Source organism: Myroides injenensis M09-0166 (assembly GCF_000246945.1).
Lineage (GTDB): Bacteria > Bacteroidota > Bacteroidia > Flavobacteriales > Flavobacteriaceae > Flavobacterium > Flavobacterium injenense.
The window spans coordinates 1-21039 of sequence record NZ_BAEX01000016.1 but is presented as its reverse complement, the minus strand read 5'-3'; the positions used below and the strand labels follow the sequence as shown (position 1 = coordinate 21039).

Genomic DNA, 21039 nt, shown 5'->3' with positions numbered 1-21039 from the left:
TTAACTATTTGAGTTGATAGACATTAAATATTTTTTTGGTGTTGTTCCAAATTTCTTTTTGAAAGCTGAGATAAAGTGGCTGGCAGAACTATATCCTATTTTTAGTCCTACTTCATTTACGTTATAGCTTCCGTTATCAAGTAATTTGCGTGCGTATTCCATTTTATAGTCAAATAAGAAACTGAAAACGGAATCACCATAAATTTGTTTAAAGCCTAGTTTTAATTTTTTAATATTAATTCCCACCATATCTGCTAATTCTTGCAATGTTGGTGGTTCTGTCATTCTGCTAATAATAATGTCTTTAGCCTTCTTGATTTTTACAACTTCTTCTTCATCTGATAAGAAAGGGCAATTTTCAATATTCTGCTCATCATTTTGATTGAATAAAAGACTAAGTAGTTCATACGTCTTACCAGTGTAGTATAAATTCTTAATCGATTGGTTCATGTAAAAATTGAACATTTGATTAAGGACAATAGCCATTGAAGGAGTTATTGATTCTTCTTGGTAATACTTTTTATCAATATTCTCTCCTGCTAAGAAACCGATAAACTCAGCCTCTGATGAAAAAAGAGAGTGAAACTTCTTAATTGAAATTAAGATGCAGATAATCCATGTATTTGGTGTTACCTCTAGGTGTACGGGTAATTGTTTTTGTGGATTATATAGTAATAACGATTTCTCTTCATTTAAGGGAAGGGCATATGCACCTTGGTTAAATATAAATTTACCAGTTCCTTTTAAACAAAAGTAAAATTGTATTATGTCGGTACCCATTTCTCTTTCAAAGCGAATAGGTTCTATAGAATTATTTTCTATTCGAAGAACTGAAAAATGAGAGTCAATTATTATTTCCTCGATTGGACTCATAGCGATATTTTTTAGATAACCAAAAAAACTTATTGTTGTATTTTTTATTTAGAATGATTCTATATAGAGTCTTTCTAAACCCTTGCTATTGCTACAAATGTACTGTATTATAATTAAATATGATGTTTTTTTTAACTTTTCCTTTGGCGATATAAATAGTCCCTCTAGCGTTATTTTTGTCGATTCTTTAGAGTTAAATTTGTATACTTTTTTGAAATAATAGTGTAATATGGAAAAAATGGATACGGTTAAGTCTTCTACATTTTATGCAGTAGGTTTAAGTTATAAGAAAGCGGATGCTGAGATGCGTGGTAAATTTAGCTTAACAGACGAGGCCAAAGAGAATCTATTAGATCAAGCAAAACGCGATGGGATTGCTAGCTTAATCGTTATATCTACTTGTAATCGTACTGAGATATATGGTTTTGCACAACATCCATTTGAATTAATACAATTATTATGTGACAATAGTAATGGTACTGTTGATGATTTTCGCAATGTAGCTTATGTTTATAAAAATAATGAGGCTATTAATCATCTTTTCCGAGTAGGAACTGGATTAGATAGTCAAATTCTTGGTGACTTTGAGATTATCAGTCAAATTAAAAATGGCTTCTATCTTTCTAAAGAAAAAGGATTAACCACTAATTATTTTGAGCGATTAGTCAATGCTGTAATCCAAGCTAGTAAACGTATTAAAAACGAAACAGAGTTAAGCTCTGGTGCTACTTCTGTATCATTTGCTTCAGTACAATATATTATGGATAACGTAAAAGATATCTCTAATAAGAATATTCTTTTATTCGGTACAGGTAAGATAGGTAGAAATACTTGTGAAAACCTTGTGAAGCATACCCAAAATGACCATATCACACTTATTAATAGAACAAAAGAAAAAGCATTAGAAGTTGCAGGTAAGTTTAATCTTATTGTAAAGGATTATGCTGACTTACAAACAGAGATTCGCAAAGCAGACGTTTTAATTGTTGCTACAGGTGCTCATAATCCTACTGTTGATAAGCAATTACTTAGCTTGAGTAAACCGTTAGTTATTCTAGATTTGTCTATTCCAAAAAATGTAAATGAAGATGTTACTACATTAGAAGGTGTAGAATTAATACATTTGGATTATTTATCTCAAATGACGGATAAGACATTAGAAAGACGTAAAGAGTTCATTCCTCAAGCAGAAGAAATTATCGAAGAAATCATGTCTGAGTTTTTAGCTTGGACAAAAATGAGAAAATTTGCTCCAACAATTCATGCTTTAAAATCAAAGTTAGAACAAATTAAAGATGGGGAACTTGATTACCATCGTAAAAAATGTGATAACTTCGACAGAGAGCAAGCTGAATTAATCAGCATGCGTATTATTCAAAAAATCACTACTCACTTTGCTAATCATTTACGACATGAAGAGACTGTTGTAGATCAAAGTATAGAGTGGATAGAGAAAGTATTTCAATTAGAATCCAATCATAATGAATAAAGTAATCAGAATCGGTACACGTGATAGTGAACTAGCTTTATGGCAAGCAAAAAAGGTAGAACAAGAACTACAAAAATTAGGTTATAAAACACAGTTAGTTCCTGTTAAATCTACAGGTGATCTTGTCTTAGACAAGCCTTTATATGAAATGGGGATAACAGGTATTTTTACTAAAACACTGGATGTGGCGATGATCAAAAAAGAAATTGATATTGCAGTACATTCAATGAAAGATGTACCTACTATGTTACCTGATGGAATTGTGCAAGGAGCTGTTTTGAAACGTGCTAATTCTATAGATATTTTATTACATAAAGGTAATACAGACTTTTTGGATGAAAACAAAGAAGCAGTAATAGCTACTGGAAGTTTAAGAAGAAAAGCTCAATGGCTTAATCGCTACCCAAAACATACAATCGTAGACCTGAGAGGAAATGTAAATACGCGTATGCAAAAGTTAGCGGATAACGATTGGCAAGGAGCAGTTTTTGCTTCAGCTGGTTTAGATAGGATTAACAAGAAACCTTCTGAATATATTAACCTAGATTGGATGATTCCTGCACCTGCACAAGGGGCAATGGTAATTGCAGTAAATGCTGATGATAACTTTTCATTAGATGCAGTTTCTCAATTAAACGATTACGAAACAGAAATGGCTACTCATATCGAACGTCAATTCTTACGCACTTTAGAAGGAGGATGTACTGCTCCAATAGGTGCACACGCTATGTATAATGAGCACGATGATACTATCCATTTTAAAGGGGTGTTATTCTCATTAGACGGAAAAGAAAAATATGAAGTAAACAAAGTTGTTCCTATCGAAGAATGGAAGAAGTTAGGCTTTTTTGCTGCAAAAGAGATTCTTGAGAATGGCGGAAGTGAATTAATGAAAAAATTGCGTGAGCAGTTAAATAAATAAAATGTCTTTTATTCCTTTAGTTTTATCGACACGTACTATTAATGAGCAATTAATAAATAACTTAGAGAATTCAGGTTGTACATTTTTACAGTCTGATTTTATATTGACCGAACCTATAGCTTTTGATGTAGCAGAGGTGAATGAATATCTGTTATTTACTAGTCAGAATGCTGTACGTAGTGTCCTTAAATTAGGAGATAAGGAACGTTTAATATCTAGACCTGCTATCTGTGTAGGGATAAAAACAAAAGAATTATTAGAAGCTAATGGATGGAATGTTGTCGCATGGGCGCATTACGCTAAGGAATTAGCTCCTATTATAGTTGAGAATTTTAAAAACAACTCTATAACATTTTTTAGTGGCAGTATCCGCAGAGATCTTTTGCCTGATGTTTTTAGAGAAAATAATATAATGTTTAATGAACATGTGGTGTATCAAACGATATTAAATCCACATCTATTTGGACAAAAGGTAGATGCTATATGTTTTTATAGTCCTTCTGCCATTAGTAGTTATCTTCAAATGAATGCTATTACTGATGAGGTATGTTTTTGTATTGGAGATACAACAGCGGAAGCATTAAAAGGAATTACACAAAATATTGTATTAGCGAAACAGCCTACTGTTGAATCTACACTACAAGCTTGTGTTGAATATTATCAATAAAAGTCAGCTAAAAATTGACGTATTAAAATCTAGAGAAAATGGTTAAAAATGATTTATTTTTAAGAGCGTTAAAGGGTGAAACTGTTGAAAGACCACCTGTATGGATGATGCGCCAAGCAGGGAGATATTTACCTGAATTTCGTGCTTTACGAGATAAATATGATTTTTTTACACGTTGTAGAATGCCCGAAATTGCGGCTGAAATCACAGTACAACCTATACGTATTGTAAAACCAGATGCTGCTATTTTATTCTCAGATATTTTAGTCGTACCGCAAGCAATGAATATTGATGTAGAGATGAAACCAGGAGTAGGTCCTTGGGTGCCTAATCCTATTCGTTCTGCTAAAGATGTTGAGCAAGTTATCGTTCCTAATATTGAAGAAACATTAGGATATGTTATGGATGCAATTAAAGTAACAAAAGAAATGTTGAACGATGAGGTGCCATTGATTGGATTTGCTGGTTCTCCATGGACAATATTTTGTTATGCAGTTGAAGGAAAAGGATCTAAAAGCTTTGATTTAGCTAAAGGATTTTGTTTTTCAGACCCTATTGCAGCACATTCATTATTGCAAAAAATAACAGATACTACCATTTTATATTTAAAAGAGAAAGTAAAGGCAGGAGTAAATGCTGTACAGATATTTGACTCATGGGGAGGAATGTTATCTCCAGTTGATTATCAAGAATTCTCTTGGAAATACATTAATCAGATTGTTGAAGCTCTTGCAGATATTACACCTGTTATTGTTTTCGGAAAAGGATGTTGGTTTGCATTACCAGAAATGGCAAAATCAAAAGCATCAGCGTTAGGTGTTGATTGGACATGTAGTGCACAAAATGCTCGTTTGTTTACTGGTGGTGATATTACACTACAAGGTAATTTTGATCCAAGTCGCTTAATGTCTCCAATTCCTACTATTAAAAAAATGGTACACGAGATGATTGATGCATTTGGTAAAGATAAATATATTGTGAATCTAGGACATGGTATCTTACCACATATTCCAGTTGATCATGCAAAAGCATTTATCGAAGCTGTAAAAGAATACGAACACAAATAAAAAAAATACTTACCGAAAAGTTTACCATCAACGTAAGCTTTTCGGTTTTTTATACCCTATTGCGTATGTTAAATAAAGGAGTAAAAAGTGAAGAAGATAGACGTATAGAGTCTATTGTTTTAAAATTGTCATCTATAGGCTTTGTCCCAAAGGATAAAGAACTAGTTGAAAATATTGATCAAGAGTTGAAAAAAGTTGGTCTTAGTTATGAACATATGTTGACACTTGATGGAAAGGCTTTAGCTGAACATTTACATCGCTTTAATTTTAATTGGGAATACATGGAGCAATTTGGTGATCTATTATCTCAATGGGGAAGTAAAGAAGCAGAATTAAAAGCTAAGGCAAAAGCTATTTATCAATATATTCAAGATGAGAGCAAAGCTTTCTCTTTTAATTTAATGACTAAAATAAGTCAGTTATAGCAGTGATAAGATAGGTAGAATATACTACTTGTCTGCTTTATTCTAATAGAAGTGATTATGTTGATTACAGTATAAATAGTAAGCATTTTTTTGTTTAGGATAAACTATAAATAATAGGAAGCGTTCTTTTCGTTTTCTATTACGCTCTAAAGTTTTAATCGTTTTTACTAATGTTTGAGCATTGTTACAACGATTTTAAAATCATTATTATGAAAGAAAAATTTTATCAATATATACAACAACTTCAAGATCAGATTACCAAAGGTTTAGAAGAAGTTGATGGACAAGCAAAATTCCAAGAAGATTTATGGGAACGCCCAGGTGGTGGAGGTGGACGTACACGTGTTATTGAAAATGGTAGTGTATTTGAGAAAGGTGGCGTGAATATTTCTGCAGTGCATGGAAAATTACCAGAGACAATGCAAAAGTATTTCAATGTGGGTGATGTTGATTTTTATGCTTGTGGTTTATCATTAGTAATCCACCCAAAAAGTCCTATGGTACCTACAGTTCATGCTAATTGGCGTTATTTCGAAATGTATGACAAGGATGGAACAGTAGTGCGTTCATGGTTTGGTGGAGGACAAGATTTAACTCCTTACTATTTGTTTGAGGAAGATGCTACTCATTTTCACAGTGTTTGTAAAACTGCCTGTGATAAACACAATAGCAACTTCTATCCATTGTATAAAAAACAATGTGACGAATACTTTTGGAATGCTCATAGAGATGAGGCGCGTGGAATTGGTGGATTGTTTTTTGATCGACTAGAAGCTACTGAAGAAATGACAATGGATCAGTGGTATGCTTTTGTTACGGAAGTAGGGAATAGCTTCTTAGAAGCTTATGTGCCGATTGTTGAACGTCGCAAGAATCTTCCTTATGGTGAAGCACAACGCAACTGGCAAGAAGTTAGAAGAGGTAGATATGTAGAATTTAATCTAGTGCATGATAAAGGAACTTTATTTGGATTGAAGACAAATGGTCGTATTGAATCAATTCTAATGAGTTTGCCACCACATGTTCAGTGGATTTATGATCATCAACCTGAGAAGGGTAGTGATGAAGAAAAGTTGATAAAAGTATTAGCTAATCCAAGAGAATGGATTTAAGTCTATAAATAATCATAGAATATAAATAATAGATTGAATAACGATGTATAGGTTATCTAGTATAGATATATGATAGATCGTTGTTTATAAACTGAATAAAAACCTTGGTTAACATGCTACAAGTGATTTTTAAATATCACTTTAAGTTATTAAGAGTTAACCGCAAATAAAAAAGATATGTTTCCATTACAAAGAGGTAGAAGATTAAGAACAAATGAGTCTATTCGTAGTTTGGTTAGAGAAACTATTGTGACTCCACAAGATTTTATGTTTCCGATGTTTATTGCTGAAGGAACAAATGTACAAGAAGCAATTCCATCTATGCCAGGTATGTTCAGACGTTCTGTGGACTTGACAGTAAAGGAAGTAAAAGAATTATACGCATTAGGTATTCGCGCAGTGAATATCTATGTGAAAGTAAGTGAACACTTAAAAGATAATGCAGGAACTGAGGCATGGAATCCAAATGGATTAATGCAAACAGCAATAAAAGCAATAAAAGATGCTTGCCCAGGTATGATAGTAATGCCAGACGTAGCATTGGATCCATATTCTATTTATGGACATGATGGTATTATTGAAAATGGAGTAGTGGTAAATGATGCTACAGTAGATGCATTGACTAAAATGAGTGTTTCTCATGCTGAGGCGGGAGCTGATTTTGTGGCACCGAGTGATATGATGGATGGACGTATCTTGCGTATGAGAGAAGCTTTAGATCAATCTGGATTTACTAATGTTGGTATTATGAGCTATTCTGCGAAATATGCGTCAGCTTTTTATGGACCATTTCGCGATGCTCTAGACAGTGCTCCAAAGGCTAATGTGGAAATACCAAAAGATAAAAAAACATATCAAATGGATTATGCTAACCGCATTGAAGCTGTAAAAGAGGCATTGTATGATGTGGAAGAAGGGGCTGATATCTTAATGGTAAAACCAGGAATGGCATATTTAGATATTGTAAGAGAAGTAAAAGATGCAGTAAATGTACCAGTAGCAGTATACCAAGTATCAGGAGAATATGCTATGGTAAAAGCTGCATCAGAAAGAGGATGGCTTGACCATGATCAAATAATGATGGAGCAACTAACATGTATTAAACGTGCAGGTGCAAGTATCATCTCTACTTATTTTGCGAGAGAAGCTGCTGAATTATTGAATAAATAAATCATAGTTATAAATAGTGAAATATCGAAAAGCTCGGCAGTACTACTGCTGAGCTTTTTTTGTTTATGTTGCTCACTTCTTTTTTTTTGAAATAATATGGTTGATTAAGAAACTGTTTTGTTGGTATACTTATCTTATTTTTGACATGACAACAATAAATTAATACAATGACGACAACAATAAGAACCACATTACTCTTGCTTATTACTTTATTAATGATTGCCTGTAGTAAAAAAGAGAATAAAGGAGAGAATCAACAAGAATTACTTCAACAACAAGAGTTGAGTCAAACCGATAAAATAGCACTTGGAAAAAAACTGTTTGAAGGTAAAGGGAACTGTAAGGCTTGTCATTTACTTGATAAGAAAGTAGTAGGGCCAAGTGTAAAAGAGATAGTTGCTATATATGATAAGTATGGAGCTGATATAGTAACTTTTTTAAAAGGAGATGGAGAACCAATTGTAGATCCTTCACAGTACATTATTATGCAAGCAAATTTTGCAATTACTAAAAAGATGGCGGACATCGAATTAGAGTCATTAGTACTTTATATGAGAAGTATGTAGGTGAGGATGCTCTATTAATTTTTTTAAATAAATTATTTAAACACAGATCTAAGCAATAAGCGGAGATCTGTGTTTTTTTGTTGTACTCTGTTGTCTTTTTATCAATTATAAGAGATGTGAACTTAGATTATAAATACAGTCTAATTAGGCTACCTGATGATAAAAAAGCTACTAGCTTTTTAGTTTTTTGGGGAGTGATGCCGCAATGATGCCGCTATGATACCGCAATGATGCCGCAATGATGCCGCATTTTGTAGGGAAATAAGCGGCATCACTGTGGTATCATTTTAGTATCATTGCCCAATCATCTCAGTCAGTATAGAAACTGTTTCTTTTAAAAATGGTGCCATTTTGTATTCCACATTATAGATTGTTTAAAATTTTTAGAGTTTGAGTTTTAAGTAAGAATAAAAAGTTTAAATACTTAATTTTTTCGCTTATTTAGAAACATTCAAAATGTCTGTGAACCCTTGTAAATACTAGTTATTTAGAAGCATTCTAAGAATGTTTGATAAGTATATTTAGTAATTTTACTACAACAAAATAAACTAACAATTCAATGGACTTCAGATACCAAGAGCCGTATCCAATAACCAAAGATGACACGGAATACAAAAAGATTTCTTCAGACTATGTAAAAGTAGAAAAACTAGGAGATCGAGAGATTTTAGTAGTAGATCCTAAGGGGATTGAATTATTGGCTGAAACGGCTATGAATGACGTTTCTTTTATGTTGAGAACATCACACCTTGAAAAGTTAAAAGCTATTTTGGACGATCCGGAAGCGACAGATAACGATCGTTTTGTAGCTTACAATCTATTGCAAAATGCGGCAGTAGCAATAGAAGGACAATTGCCATCTTGTCAAGATACAGGGACAGCAATTGTCGTAGCAAAAAAAGGTGAAAATGTATATACAGGTTCTAATGATGCTGAGAGTTTATCAAAAGGAATCTTCAATACTTATCAAAAGAAGAATTTGAGATATTCTCAAATCGTTCCGATAAGTATGTTTGAAGAGAAAAACTCAGGATCTAATTTACCTGCTCAAATAGATATTTATGCGACACAAGGGAATAAGTATGAATTCTTATTCTTAGCAAAAGGCGGGGGTTCTGCTAACAAAACATTTTTGTACCAAAAAACTAAGTCTTTGTTGAACGATAAAAATTTGACAGAGTTTATCAAAGAAAAAATAATGGACTTAGGAACTGCAGCTTGTCCTCCTTATCACTTAGCATTAGTGATTGGTGGTACATCAGCTGAGGCGAATTTAGCAGCTGTTAAGAAAGCATCTGCAGGGTACTATGACAACTTACCTACTTCTGGAAATATGGGAGGTCAAGCTTTCCGTGATTTAGAATGGGAAAAAAAATTACAACAAATCTGTCAAGAATCACACATTGGAGCACAGTTTGGTGGTAAATATTTTACACATGATGTACGTGTAATTCGTTTACCTCGTCACGCAGCTTCGTGTCCTGTTGGATTAGGAGTATCTTGTTCTGCGGATAGAAATATCAAAGCAAAAATAACTTCTGAAGGGTTATTTGTAGAACAACTAGAAACCAATCCAGCTAGGTTATTACCAGCGACAGCTCCTCATTTAGAAGAGCCGGTAGTAATTGATCTTGATAAACCAATGAAAGAACAATTGGCTGAATTGACAAAGCATCCAATTAAAACGCGTTTAATGTTAAATGGTACTGTTATCGTGGCGCGCGACATCGCACACGCTAAGATCCAAGAGATGTTAGACAATGGACAAGAGATGCCAGAATATTTTAAAAATCACCCAATTTATTATGCTGGGCCTGCAAAAACTCCTGAAGGAATGCCTTCTGGTAGTTTCGGACCGACAACAGCTGGGCGTATGGATCCGTATGTGGATTCTTTCCAAGCTGCAGGTGGTAGTATGATTATGCTTGCTAAAGGTAACCGTTCACAAGCGGTGACAGATGCTTGTAAAAAACATGGTGGTTTTTATTTAGGTTCTATTGGTGGACCAGCTGCTATTCTTGCTAAAGAGAATATCTTAAGCGTAGAGGTAGTAGATTTTCCTGAATTAGGAATGGAAGCAGTGCGCAAGATTACAGTAAAAGATTTCCCTGCATTCATTATTACGGATGATAAAGGAAATGACTTCTTCCAAAATTTATAAGAATAAACTAACAATTTAATAATCACTAAAGGCTGATACTTGCGAGAGTATCAGCTTTTTTTGTTTTCAGTAGTAAAGTACTTTTTTGTGTTACTTATTAAAAATGAATTAGTGTAATTATCATTGTTTTCATTAAGATAACTACTGTTTTGTGGTAATACCATTTTTGTCTAGATAATAGGAGTTCTTTTTATTGCGTAACTTTAGTATTAACTAAAAACAATTATAACATGAAAGTATTAGAAAACAAAGTAGCAATTGTAACAGGTGCTGCTTCTGGGATAGGAAAATGTATTGCTGAATTATTTGTAAAAGAAGGGGCAAAAGTAGTAGTTTCTGACTGGAATGAAACAGAGGGACAAAAAGTTGCTGATGCATTAGGAGCTAATGCTATTTTTATAAAGGCTGACGCAAGTAATGCACAAGATAATGAAAGATTAGTGCAGCAGACTGTTGATAAGTTTGGAAAACTAGATATCGCTATTAATAATGCTGGAATCGTTGGAGCTTTTGCAGTAACTGGAGAATATGGAGTAGAAGATTGGGATAAGGTTATTAATGTAAATCTAAATGGTGTATTTTATGGAATGCGTTATCAATTGCCCGCAATGCTTAAAAATGGAGGAGGAAGCATTGTTAATATTTCTTCTATTCTAGCGGAAGTAGGTGTGGCAAATTCTGCGGCATATTGCGCTGCAAAACATGGGGTAAATGGATTAACTAAAACGGCAGCTTGGGAATATGGAACAAAAGGAATAAGAATTAATGCTGTAGGACCAGGATATATCGGTACGCCTCTAGTTACTGAAAGTTATAGTGATGAGGTTATTAAAGAATTAGGTTCTCGACATGCTATGAATCGACTTGGAAAACCTGAGGAAATTGCAGAAATGGTAGTTTGGTTAGCTTCTGATAAAGCTTCATTCTGTACTGGAGCTTACTATCCAGTGGATGGTGGGTATTTAGCTAAGTAATAAAGATTTGTTAATCTATTAAAGAAAACTATTTTTTAAAATATAATCCTTTAGTTTCACATCAATAATAATGATACTAAGTAAAGGGATATTAACACTTCTTTCTTAGTGAAATAAATAAACATTTTTCATTATATTTTTTTAAGCCGACTTTATTTTTAAGGTCGGCTTTTTTATTAAAAAATTTGTTTAGGATTTAAAACCCAATCGGTTAAAAATTTAAATAATTCAATAGAAATAAATTAACTTTGCACCATGCAAGCGGATAAAAAAGATATTAGAAGTTTATCAAAAGAGGAGTTGAGAGATTTTTTTGTTTCTCAAGGGGATAAATCATTTAGAGGGAACCAAGTTTACGAATGGTTATGGAATAAAGGCGCTCATAGTTTTGAAGACATGAGTAATTTGTCATTGGCTACACGTGAGATGTTAGAAGCTAATTTTGTAATTAACCATATTAAAGTGGATAGTATGCAGGTTAGTACTGATGGAACTATTAAAAATGGTGTAAAATTACATGATGGGCTTATCGTAGAGTCAGTTTTAATACCTACTGAAACTCGTACTACAGCATGTGTTTCTTCTCAGGTAGGATGTAGCTTGGATTGTGAGTTTTGTGCTACTGCACGTCTTAAACGTATGCGTAACCTTAATCCTGATGAGATCTATGATCAAGTATTGACAATTGATCAACAAAGTAGAAAGAATCATGGACACCCTTTGTCTAATATTGTATTTATGGGAATGGGGGAGCCATTAATGAATTATAATAATGTTCAGGCAGCAATCGATAAGATTACTTCTGAAGAAGGGTTAGGGATGTCTCCAAAACGTATTACTGTATCAACATCAGGTATTCCTAAGATGATTAAAAAATTGGCAGACGATGGTGTTAAGTATAAATTAGCAGTGTCATTACACTCTGCAATTGAAGAGATACGTAATAAGATTATGCCTTTTACGAAAAGTTTTCCTTTAACAGATTTACGTGAAGCATTGCAATATTGGTATAGTAAAACGAAAAGTCGTGTTACTTATGAGTATGTTATATGGGGAGGAATTAATGATGATAAGGCTTCGATTAACGCTTTAGTGAAGTTTTGTAAATACGTTCCTTGTAAGGTTAATTTAATTGAATATAATCCTATTGACGATGGAGAGTTCCAACAGGCAAGTGAAGAGGCTACAAATGCGTATATAAAAGCATTGGAAGCTAATGATATTACTGTTGTTGTTCGTCGCAGTAGAGGAAAAGATATTGATGCGGCTTGTGGACAATTAGCAAATAAATCTTAATTTTGAGATAATGATTTGTTTTTGTGTAAAATAGGTCTGATGATCAGTTCATCAGGCAAGAAAACTATTTGCACATAAAAAAGTCGTATTTTTGAGTGCAATGAATATAGTACAGCAAATACAAAGTCCGATATTAAAGGAAATGGAACTCTTTGAAAAGAAGTTTCATAAGTCTATGGCTACTAAAGTAGCATTGTTAAATCGAATCACTTATTATATTGTTAATAGAAAGGGAAAACAGATGCGTCCAATGTTTGTTTTTCTTGTTGCAAAAATGGTAGGTGATGGAGAAGTTAATGAAAGAACTTATCGTGGTGCTTCCGTTATTGAACTTATTCATACAGCAACTTTAGTACACGATGATGTAGTAGACGATAGTAATAAGCGTAGAGGTTTCTTTTCTCTCAATGCCTTGTGGAAAAATAAAATAGCTGTTTTAGTAGGGGATTATTTATTAGCAAAAGGTTTATTGTTGTCTATCGATAATGGGGATTTTGATTTATTACGCATTATCTCAGTTGCTGTACGAGAGATGAGTGAGGGAGAATTACTTCAAATCGAAAAGGCACGACGTCTAGATATCACAGAGGAGATATATTATGAAATTATCCGACAAAAAACAGCTACCCTGATTGCTGCTTGTTGTTCATTAGGTGCAGCGTCTGTAAAACCAGATGATACTGTATTAATAGAAAAAATGAGAAAGTTCGGTGAAGTAATTGGGATGGCTTTTCAGATAAAAGATGATTTATTTGATTATACAGATGGTCCTATTGGAAAACCTACTGGAATTGATATCAAAGAGAAAAAAATGACTTTGCCATTGATTTATGCTTTAAATACTTCTGATGCTAAAGAGCGTAAATGGTTAATCAATTCAGTTAAAAACCATAATGAAGATAAGAGAAGAGTAAAAGAGGTTATTGCTTTTGTAAAAGAAAAAGGAGGACTTGAATACGCCTCTAAAGTAATGGTGGAATATCAGCAAGAAGCTTTGGAGATATTAATGGAGTTTCCAGAATCACCATATAAAGAAGCTTTAATCACTATGGTAAATTACGTGATCGAAAGAAAAAAATAAAGATATTTAATAATAATACTTCATATAGAGAGGTTGTCTAATAATATTAGGTGACCTCTTTTTTTTTGTCATATTTTTAAAAAAAAATAAAAACATCACAACCTTTTCTAAAGTATTTGCGTCTATATATATAAAGGGCCAAAATAAAGAAATTATGAGTGGAGTTTTTTTAATGATTATTAAGATTTTAGAACAAATACTTAGTATGATTATTTAGTAGAAGTTAGCATTGAGAAATTAGCGATTATAATTCATAATAGATGAAGTTAATAAAGTTACATAAAAAGAAATTAGATGAATACATCGATGATCTTAAGGAGCAAAAACGATCTGCTCAGCAAGAGGTGTATCAATTAACTTCTCCAAAGATGTTAAGCGTTTGCAGGCAATATATAAAAGATATTCATTATGCGGAAGACGTTTTAATAGCAGGTTTTATGAAAGTATTTACTAATGTTTCACAGTACGATAGTAAGGGAAGTTTTGAAGGGTGGATACGAAGAATAATGGTAAACGAAGCTATCTCATTTCTAAGAGGACAAAAGTATTTTGACTACTTAGAAGATATACAGTATCAAGAGCGCGTATCAGAAGAAGCGTATGATTTATCTACAGAAGATATTCAGTTACTCATAGATCAATTGCCAAACGGATGCAAAGCAGTGTTTAATCTTTATGTTATAGAAGGATATAAGCATCATGAAATTGCGGAGTTGCTTAATATACATGAAGGAACTTCTAAATCGCAATTAGCCCAGGCAAGAAAATTATTACAGATAGAATTAGAAAAATTAAAAAATAGAGGGATATGGAATGGAATAAAATAGAAAAACAGTGGAAACATCGTTTAGACAAGCGTGAGATTGCTCCTTCTAATGAGATGTGGGTGAAGTTGTCAAGTCAACTGGATCAGCAACAAATATCTCGTAAAAAGTCATTTTTAAAGTATTGGATTGCTATTGCAGCTAGTTTGTTAGTAGTAGCTAGTTTTTTTCTCAATTATGATAAATCAATCGAATATGAAGAAGGGCTTCCAGCTATTGACTCTTTAGATGCTAAGAGTAAACCACAAGATCACAAGGTTGTAGATACAGAAAAAAGAGATTTAATAGAAGAGAAAAAAGATAGTGAAGTAAAAGAAGCAAATGCTGTTACAAAAAAACAGATGAATATAATTACAGCAAAAAATGTGGGGGTAGTAGAAGTGACTCATGAAATTAAAGAAGATACTATAGAAAATATTGCTAAAGAAACTCTTGAAACTCCTGTTATTCAAAAGTCTAATAGACGAATAGTTGTGAATAGTGATGATTTATTGAATCAAGTGGAAAAAGAGATTGAAGTCGAATACAGAGAGTCAGTTATTAAAAAAATATATGATAAAACTAAAAAAGTAATTGTAGAACGATAAAAAATATAGGAGATATGAAATTAAATCATGTTATAGCCATCAGTACATTTCTGCTGTTTTCAATTGGTGTGAATGGTCAAGTTTATAAATTTAATAGAGAGGTAAAGGACATAGCTGTACAAATACAGAATGAGACGCTTAAAGAAAAAGAAGATTTGAAAATAAAAATAGATTCGTTAAGTGTACTAGAGGAAACAAATAAACTTTCTAAAGATCAAGCACAAGCTCTTAAAAATAGTTTTGCGGAAGCTTCGTCAATGAGGTTAGAAAATATAATCAATAATTTGAATGATAGTATTTCGATTGCTGTTCAGAATCATGTAGAATATTCTATTAAATCAGGAGAGTTATACGATGCTGAAGAAGATATGTATGGGACTGCTATCAATATAGGGAGAAGAAATTATATACAGAATGGTAAAAAAATAAGGGGAGATAAGCGTAATCAGTTTCAAGTGTTATTTGCTTATGGGATGAGTAATTTAGCTACTGAGGGAGCTTTTGCTAATTCTGATTTGCGCTATATTCCTTCCAATTTTATACAGTGGGGTTTTACAATTAATACACGATTATTAAAAGATCATAACCTATTGCATTTAAGATATGGTGTGGCATTAGAATATAATAATTTAAAGTCAACTGGACATCGTTATTTTAGTGAGTTAGAGAATGGAGATGTAGTGTTGATTCCTCATGAAAAAGACTTGCGCAAGTCTAGATTAGCCATTCGCTCTTTACAAATCCCAGTATATTTAGAGTTTGATCTCTCAAAAAATATAGTAGATGAAAAAACAGGAAGAGTTCATTTTAAAAGTCATCAGACTTGGAGATTTGGAGTAGGAGGGTTTGTGAACTTCAATAGACGAACTCCTGCTCAAGTCTATCGTTATACAGACAATGGAAGTGAATATAGAGTTAGAGAAAATAGTGATTTAACTATTAACAAAGTTAGATATGGTTTAGGAGCTTATGTTGGAAATGGAGATTGGAGTTTATTTACGCAATATGAACTTACTCCTATGTTTAAAGATAGCACTACAAAACAAAATATGTGGTCATTGGGATTGCGACTAGATATATAAGAAGTTTACTTTGTTTAAGAATCGTTACCTATAAAGAAGTTGTTTAATAACCACCATTAAGCAACTTCTTTTTTTATCTTTGTCAGATTCAAGAGAGAACCACACTTATATGATTTCTAAAAGTACAATAGACGCTGTGTTTGACGCAGCTCGTGTAGAAGAGGTGATAGGGGACTTTGTAAATCTGAAAAAATCAGGTACTAATTACAAAGGACTTAGCCCTTTCGTAAACGAGAAGACTCCTTCGTTTATGGTATCACCTGTTAAGCAGATTTGGAAGGATTTCAGCTCAGGAAAGGGGGGAAATGCAATTACTTTTTTAATGGAACATGAACATTTTTCTTATCCAGAGGCAATTCGCTTCTTAGCTAAGAAATATGGAATAGAAATTGAAGAAACGCAGCAAACTGACGAGGAAAAAGAGCAGTTGAATGAAAAGGAGAGTATGTATATTGTTTCTGAATATGCAAAGAAGTACTTTCAAGAAACGTTATTAGAATCTCAGGAAGGACAGGCAATTGGTTTGAGTTACTTCAAAGAACGTGGTTTTACTCCAGAAACAATAAAAGAATTTGGACTTGGATATTCGCCTGATAAATGGGAGGCATTTACTTCTGACGCTTTGGCAAAAGGTTATTCGTTAGAATATCTTGAAAAAACGGGACTTACTATAGTTAAAGAAGATAAGCGATTTGATCGTTTTAAGGGAAGAGTTATGTTTCCTATTATGAGTATGTCAGGTAGGGTACTTGGTTTTGGAGGACGTATTCTAACTAATGATAAGAAAGCTGCAAAATATCTAAATTCACCAGAAAGTGATATTTACCACAAGAGTAAAATTCTATATGGAATCTCTCATGCTAAACAAGAGATAGCTAAGAAAGACAACTGTTTTTTAGTAGAAGGATATACTGATGTAATTCAAATGCATCAAACGGGAATTAAAAATGTTGTTGCTTCTTCAGGAACTGCTTTGACGCCTGATCAAATCCGTTTAATCAATCGATTGACAAAGAATATTACCATGTTATTTGATGGTGATGCAGCTGGTATTAGAGCGTCTTTTCGTGGTGTGGATTTAATTTTGGAAGCAGGGATGAATGTAAGAGTTTGCCCTTTGCCTGATGGAGAAGATCCAGATAGCTTTGCTCGTAAACACACCTTAGAACAATTAGAACGCTATTTTGAGGAGAATGCGACTGACTTTATCCGTTTTAAGGCAAATATGCTAATGGATGATGCGAAGAATGATCCTATAAAAAAGGCAGACTTAATTCGAGATATGGTTTTGAGTATTTCAAAAATACCAGATCAAATTCAAAAAGAAATCTACGTACAAGAGTGTTCACGAATAATGGATATTTCGGAAGATGTATTGTTTAACTCTTTAGCACAACAAAGCAGAAAAGAGTTAGTCGAGAGCAATAAAAAATATACGCAAGAAAAAAAGAACCTTGAGGTAGTACACCGCGCTGCTGAAAATGGGGAGAAAAGACATATTGATACACTTTTTGTTCTTGAGAAAAAGATAATAGAGATTTTATTGCTTTATGGAAATGAGGAGGAGGTATTTATCGAATTAGTTTATGAAACCAATGAGGATAATGACATTATAGAAGTAGAACAAAAGGTTACACAAAAAGTCTATGAGCGTATTTATTTGAGCTTGCAGGAGGATGAGGTACAGTTGACTAATCCAATGTTTAAAACTATATATCAAGATTTGATGGATTATTTTCATCAGAATACATGGGATTTAGAAGCTTATTTGAAAAGGTTAGACCCTGAGTTATCTGAAGTTGTAACTACAATTATAATGGAAGATGAAAAAGAATCTTTACACAAGTGGGAATCACAAAACATCTTTGTAAAGCAAAAGACAGAGGGAATCGCACAATATGTTTCAGAAACGATTCTAACTTTGCGTATGTATCTTGTAAATACTATTATAGAGAAATATAAGAATAAATTGAGAGAAGCTGATCAAAAGAGATCTAATGAAATGCTCTCTACAATTATGGATTATACAGGTCTAGTCAATATGTTTTCAAAACGATTAGGACAAGTTACTTCACGATTTAAAACATTAGATTAATCATATAGAAAAAGGAAGCTATTAGCTTCCTTTTTTAATAATTTACGGTTGTAATTACCTCTATACTTGGGGTATATAACTTAGGTACTATTGCATGATAGGTTACGTATTCCCTGTAATAGCCTGGGGTAACGTAGAAATTAACATCTAATCGACCTCCCCTATTATAATCACAAAATTCTTTAAACATTACGGTTATATTCGGGATAGTCCTAAAATCTCTTAAATAGAGTTGTCCTATAATTAAATCATGTTGATTGAAATCAATGAAATTTTGATAATAAATTGAGCCATCCACAAGTCTTCTAAATTCGTTTTCTGACCTTATAACGATAAAACTATCACCGTTAAGAGAACGTACTTTAAAATTATATGGGTCAAAGCCATTTCTAGGATCTAATTGATAAGTAGGAATATATCCTCTATCGCAATAGTCATCTGTATTTGAACATGCTGATAGTCCAAAAATAATTAGAAGGAGAGCAATGTATTTTTTCATAAGCAATTTATTATAATTTGATTTTTCAAATTAATTAGAATGTAACTCCTTAGGTATTGTGCATACAGGGATAGGGTTTATTTTATGTTGATTAATACGATTTAATCTACTGTATATTTTAAATACTTCTAGTTCTCTTCCAGAAAAGTCTTCTTCTTTAGCACCATTTTCATAAGCAACCATAGCTACCTCTAATTCGTCATAAGAAGCACCTAATTGATCTTCGTCAGATCGGTCATCTCCAAATAGTCCATCAGTAGGCTTTGCTTTTATAATGCTATTAGGAACTTTTAAATATTCCCCAATTAAACGGACCTCTGATTTCATTAAGTCTGCAATTGGACTAATATCCACTCCACCATCACCATATTTTGTAAAGAAACCAACTCCAAAGTCTTCTACTTTATTTCCAGTACCGGCCACTAAGGCTCTATTTATACCTGCAAAGTAATACAAGGTAGTCATTCTTATACGAGCTCTAGTATTGGCTAAAGTTAGATTTTGTAATGCTTGATCTTGAGAAGCAGGTAATGAAGAAATTAATGTATCAAATGTTTGTGTTAGATCAGCTTCAATAGATTGAACGTTACTAAAATTTTCTTTTAAGAAAGTGATATGTTCTTTAGCTCGACTTACTTGACTTGATGCTTGATGAATAGGCATTTCCACACAAAGTAAAGGAAGACCTGTCATTGCACATAGAGTAGAAGTAACTGCAGAGTCAATACCTCCAGAAATGCCTATTACATATCCATTTACTCCTGCTTGTGTTGCGTACTCTTTTAACCAATTGACGATATATGTTGTTACAGCTGCAGTATTAAAGTTTTTGCTATTCATAGTTTTAAAATTTTAGACAAATCAGTTGTATCTTTTTATCTTTGTATGCTTTATAAAAGAAAATACAATGAACCTGTTCAAAAATAATAAATTAACTACGGTATTATTTCTAATTAGTTCACTTTTTTTAATTAATTGCTCTGATAAGCAAACTGCATTAGAAAAAGAGATTAGTCAAATACCTATGAATACAGAGGTTGTTCGCTTTGATTCAATTTTTTATAATTCGAAAGAAGATGAGCTAGAAATAGTTAAGCATCGTTTTCCTTATTTGTTTCCAAAGGAAATGGATAATCAATTCTGGATTAATAAGAAAAGGGATACTTTATTTAAAGAGCTTAATAGCGAAGTAGCAAAAAACTACACATCATTAGATCCACTTGCTAAAGAATTAAATACGTTTTTTAAGCATGTAAAATATTATTTTCCTGAGGAAAGTGAAGATAAAAAGATATTAACATTAGTTTCTGAAGTTGATGTTGCGGCCAAAGCTGTATATGCTGATACTTTAGTTTTAATTTCTTTAGACACTTATTTAGGAAAAGATCATCGTTTTTATGGAGGTTTTCCTGTGTATTTGAGAACCTCATTTGAGCAAGATCAAATACTTCCAGATTTAGCAGCTAATTTTATAATGCAACAGATGAATGCCCCTACTGATCGTACTTTTTTAGGAGGTATGATTCATAATGGACTTATATTATATGGGCAAAAGGAGTTACTTCCATCATTAGATGATGCTGTAATCATGGGGTATAGTAAGGAACAGTTAGATTGGGCAAAGGCAAATGAGAGTGAGATATGGCGTTATTTTATAGATAATAATCTTCTATATAGCACGGATTCTAAATTATCTACTCGCTTTCTAGAACCTGCACCATTTTCAAAGTTTTATTTAGAAATAGATGAAGAGGCGCCTGGTAGAGTAGGAGCTTGGGTAGGTTGGCAGATTGTTAACTCTTATATGAAAAATAATAATGTAACTTTGCAAGAGCTTTTAAGGAAAAATGCTAGAGAAATTTTTGAACAATCAAAATACAAACCGAAAAAGTAATGAGTAAAAAGAAATTTGTCTCTGATATTAATATTAGAGTAGAGTTAGATGAAAATAGAGTTCCAGATAAAATATTATGGAATGCTAAAGATGGAGGTGTAGAGGCAGCTCGTTCAAAGGCAATGTTATTATCTATATGGGACCATAAGGTACAAGAAACGTTGCGAATCGATTTATGGACTAAAGATATGCCTGTAGATGAAATGAAGAAATTCTTCCATCAAACATTTGTTAGCTATGGCAGATACTACGTGT

The 21039-nt window shown here is 32.8% G+C and carries 21 protein-coding genes; 18 read left to right on the top strand and 3 right to left on the bottom strand.

Features of this window, described 5'->3' with window-relative positions; genetic code table 11:
* Entirely contained in the window at nt 1-873 is an 873-nt protein-coding gene (locus RH98_RS04230) for a helix-turn-helix transcriptional regulator (protein ID WP_010250864.1), read from the bottom strand.
* A gap of 229 nt (nt 874-1102) precedes the next feature.
* Here RH98_RS04230 and hemA point away from each other — a divergent pair, with 229 nt between their 5' ends.
* From hemA to dnaG, 16 genes are all read left to right on the top strand, one after another.
* Nucleotides 1103-2362: a glutamyl-tRNA reductase gene (gene hemA, locus RH98_RS04225; protein ID WP_010250862.1), complete on the top strand. Its 1260-nt coding sequence runs from the start codon at nt 1103-1105 to the stop codon at nt 2360-2362.
* Nucleotides 2355-3284 carry a hydroxymethylbilane synthase gene (gene hemC / locus RH98_RS04220; protein ID WP_010250860.1) on the top strand — a complete coding sequence of 310 codons (930 nt, stop codon included), beginning with the start codon at nt 2355-2357 and terminating at the stop codon, nt 3282-3284. The genes hemA and hemC overlap by 8 nt, the downstream gene beginning before the upstream one ends.
* Before the next feature lies 1 nt (nt 3285).
* On the top strand, nt 3286-3951 hold the full coding sequence (locus tag RH98_RS04215; protein WP_010250858.1) for a uroporphyrinogen-III synthase: 666 nt from the start codon (nt 3286-3288) through the stop codon (nt 3949-3951).
* 38 nt (nt 3952-3989) lie between these two features.
* Entirely contained in the window at nt 3990-5018 is a 1029-nt protein-coding gene (hemE, locus tag RH98_RS04210; protein ID WP_010250856.1) for a uroporphyrinogen decarboxylase, read from the top strand.
* 65 nt (nt 5019-5083) lie between these two features.
* Nucleotides 5084-5443, top strand: coding sequence for a hypothetical protein (locus tag RH98_RS04205; protein ID WP_010250854.1), 360 nt, complete (start codon nt 5084-5086; stop codon nt 5441-5443).
* A 209-nt stretch (nt 5444-5652) separates the two neighbouring features.
* On the top strand, nt 5653-6555 hold the full coding sequence (hemF, locus tag RH98_RS04200; RefSeq protein ID WP_010250853.1) for an oxygen-dependent coproporphyrinogen oxidase: 903 nt from the start codon (nt 5653-5655) through the stop codon (nt 6553-6555).
* A gap of 177 nt (nt 6556-6732) precedes the next feature.
* A complete protein-coding gene (gene hemB, locus RH98_RS04195; RefSeq protein WP_010250851.1) occupies nt 6733-7725 on the top strand; it encodes a porphobilinogen synthase in 993 nt (330 codons plus the stop codon).
* A 167-nt stretch (nt 7726-7892) separates the two neighbouring features.
* Entirely contained in the window at nt 7893-8291 is a 399-nt protein-coding gene (locus tag RH98_RS04190) for a c-type cytochrome (RefSeq protein WP_010250849.1), read from the top strand.
* Between the two features lie 559 nt (nt 8292-8850).
* Nucleotides 8851-10452 (top strand): fumarate hydratase, encoded by a 1602-nt coding sequence (locus tag RH98_RS04185; RefSeq protein WP_010250847.1) that lies wholly within the window; start codon nt 8851-8853, stop codon nt 10450-10452.
* Nucleotides 10453-10682: 230 nt separating this feature from the next.
* Entirely contained in the window at nt 10683-11426 is a 744-nt protein-coding gene (locus tag RH98_RS04180) for an SDR family NAD(P)-dependent oxidoreductase (RefSeq protein WP_010250845.1), read from the top strand.
* 255 nt (nt 11427-11681) lie between these two features.
* Nucleotides 11682-12722 carry a dual-specificity RNA methyltransferase RlmN gene (gene rlmN, locus RH98_RS04175; RefSeq protein WP_010250843.1) on the top strand — a complete coding sequence of 347 codons (1041 nt, stop codon included), beginning with the start codon at nt 11682-11684 and terminating at the stop codon, nt 12720-12722.
* A 100-nt stretch (nt 12723-12822) separates the two neighbouring features.
* Nucleotides 12823-13803, top strand: coding sequence for a polyprenyl synthetase family protein (locus RH98_RS04170; RefSeq protein ID WP_010250841.1), 981 nt, complete (start codon nt 12823-12825; stop codon nt 13801-13803).
* A gap of 260 nt (nt 13804-14063) precedes the next feature.
* Nucleotides 14064-14630 (top strand): RNA polymerase sigma factor, encoded by a 567-nt coding sequence (locus tag RH98_RS04165; RefSeq protein WP_010250839.1) that lies wholly within the window; start codon nt 14064-14066, stop codon nt 14628-14630.
* Complete coding sequence (locus RH98_RS04160; RefSeq protein ID WP_010250837.1) at nt 14612-15214, top strand: hypothetical protein; 603 nt, start codon at nt 14612-14614, stop codon at nt 15212-15214. The genes RH98_RS04165 and RH98_RS04160 overlap by 19 nt, the downstream gene beginning before the upstream one ends.
* Before the next feature lie 14 nt (nt 15215-15228).
* A complete protein-coding gene (locus RH98_RS04155) occupies nt 15229-16296 on the top strand; it encodes a hypothetical protein (protein WP_010250835.1) in 1068 nt (355 codons plus the stop codon).
* 109 nt (nt 16297-16405) lie between these two features.
* The gene (dnaG, locus tag RH98_RS04150; protein ID WP_010250834.1) at nt 16406-18391 is read left to right on the top strand and encodes a DNA primase; all 1986 of its coding nucleotides are present in this window, start codon (nt 16406-16408) and stop codon (nt 18389-18391) included.
* A gap of 34 nt (nt 18392-18425) precedes the next feature.
* Here dnaG and RH98_RS04145 read toward each other — a convergent pair whose 3' ends face one another.
* Nucleotides 18426-18890, bottom strand: a complete 465-nt coding sequence (locus RH98_RS04145; RefSeq protein WP_010250831.1) for a lipoprotein — start codon at nt 18888-18890, stop codon at nt 18426-18428.
* Nucleotides 18891-18920: 30 nt separating this feature from the next.
* Nucleotides 18921-19730: an NAD(+) synthase gene (gene nadE, locus RH98_RS04140; RefSeq protein WP_010250830.1), complete on the bottom strand. Its 810-nt coding sequence runs from the start codon at nt 19728-19730 to the stop codon at nt 18921-18923.
* A 67-nt stretch (nt 19731-19797) separates the two neighbouring features.
* On the opposite strand from nadE, the gene gldB reads away from it, so the two are divergent.
* Together gldB and gldC are read left to right on the top strand one after the other, a co-directional pair.
* Entirely contained in the window at nt 19798-20784 is a 987-nt protein-coding gene (gene gldB, locus RH98_RS04135) for a gliding motility lipoprotein GldB (protein ID WP_010250828.1), read from the top strand.
* Nucleotides 20784-21039: gliding motility protein GldC (gldC, locus tag RH98_RS04130; protein WP_010250825.1), on the top strand; the 256-nt coding region annotated here is incomplete at its 3' end. The genes gldB and gldC, both read left to right, overlap by 1 nt.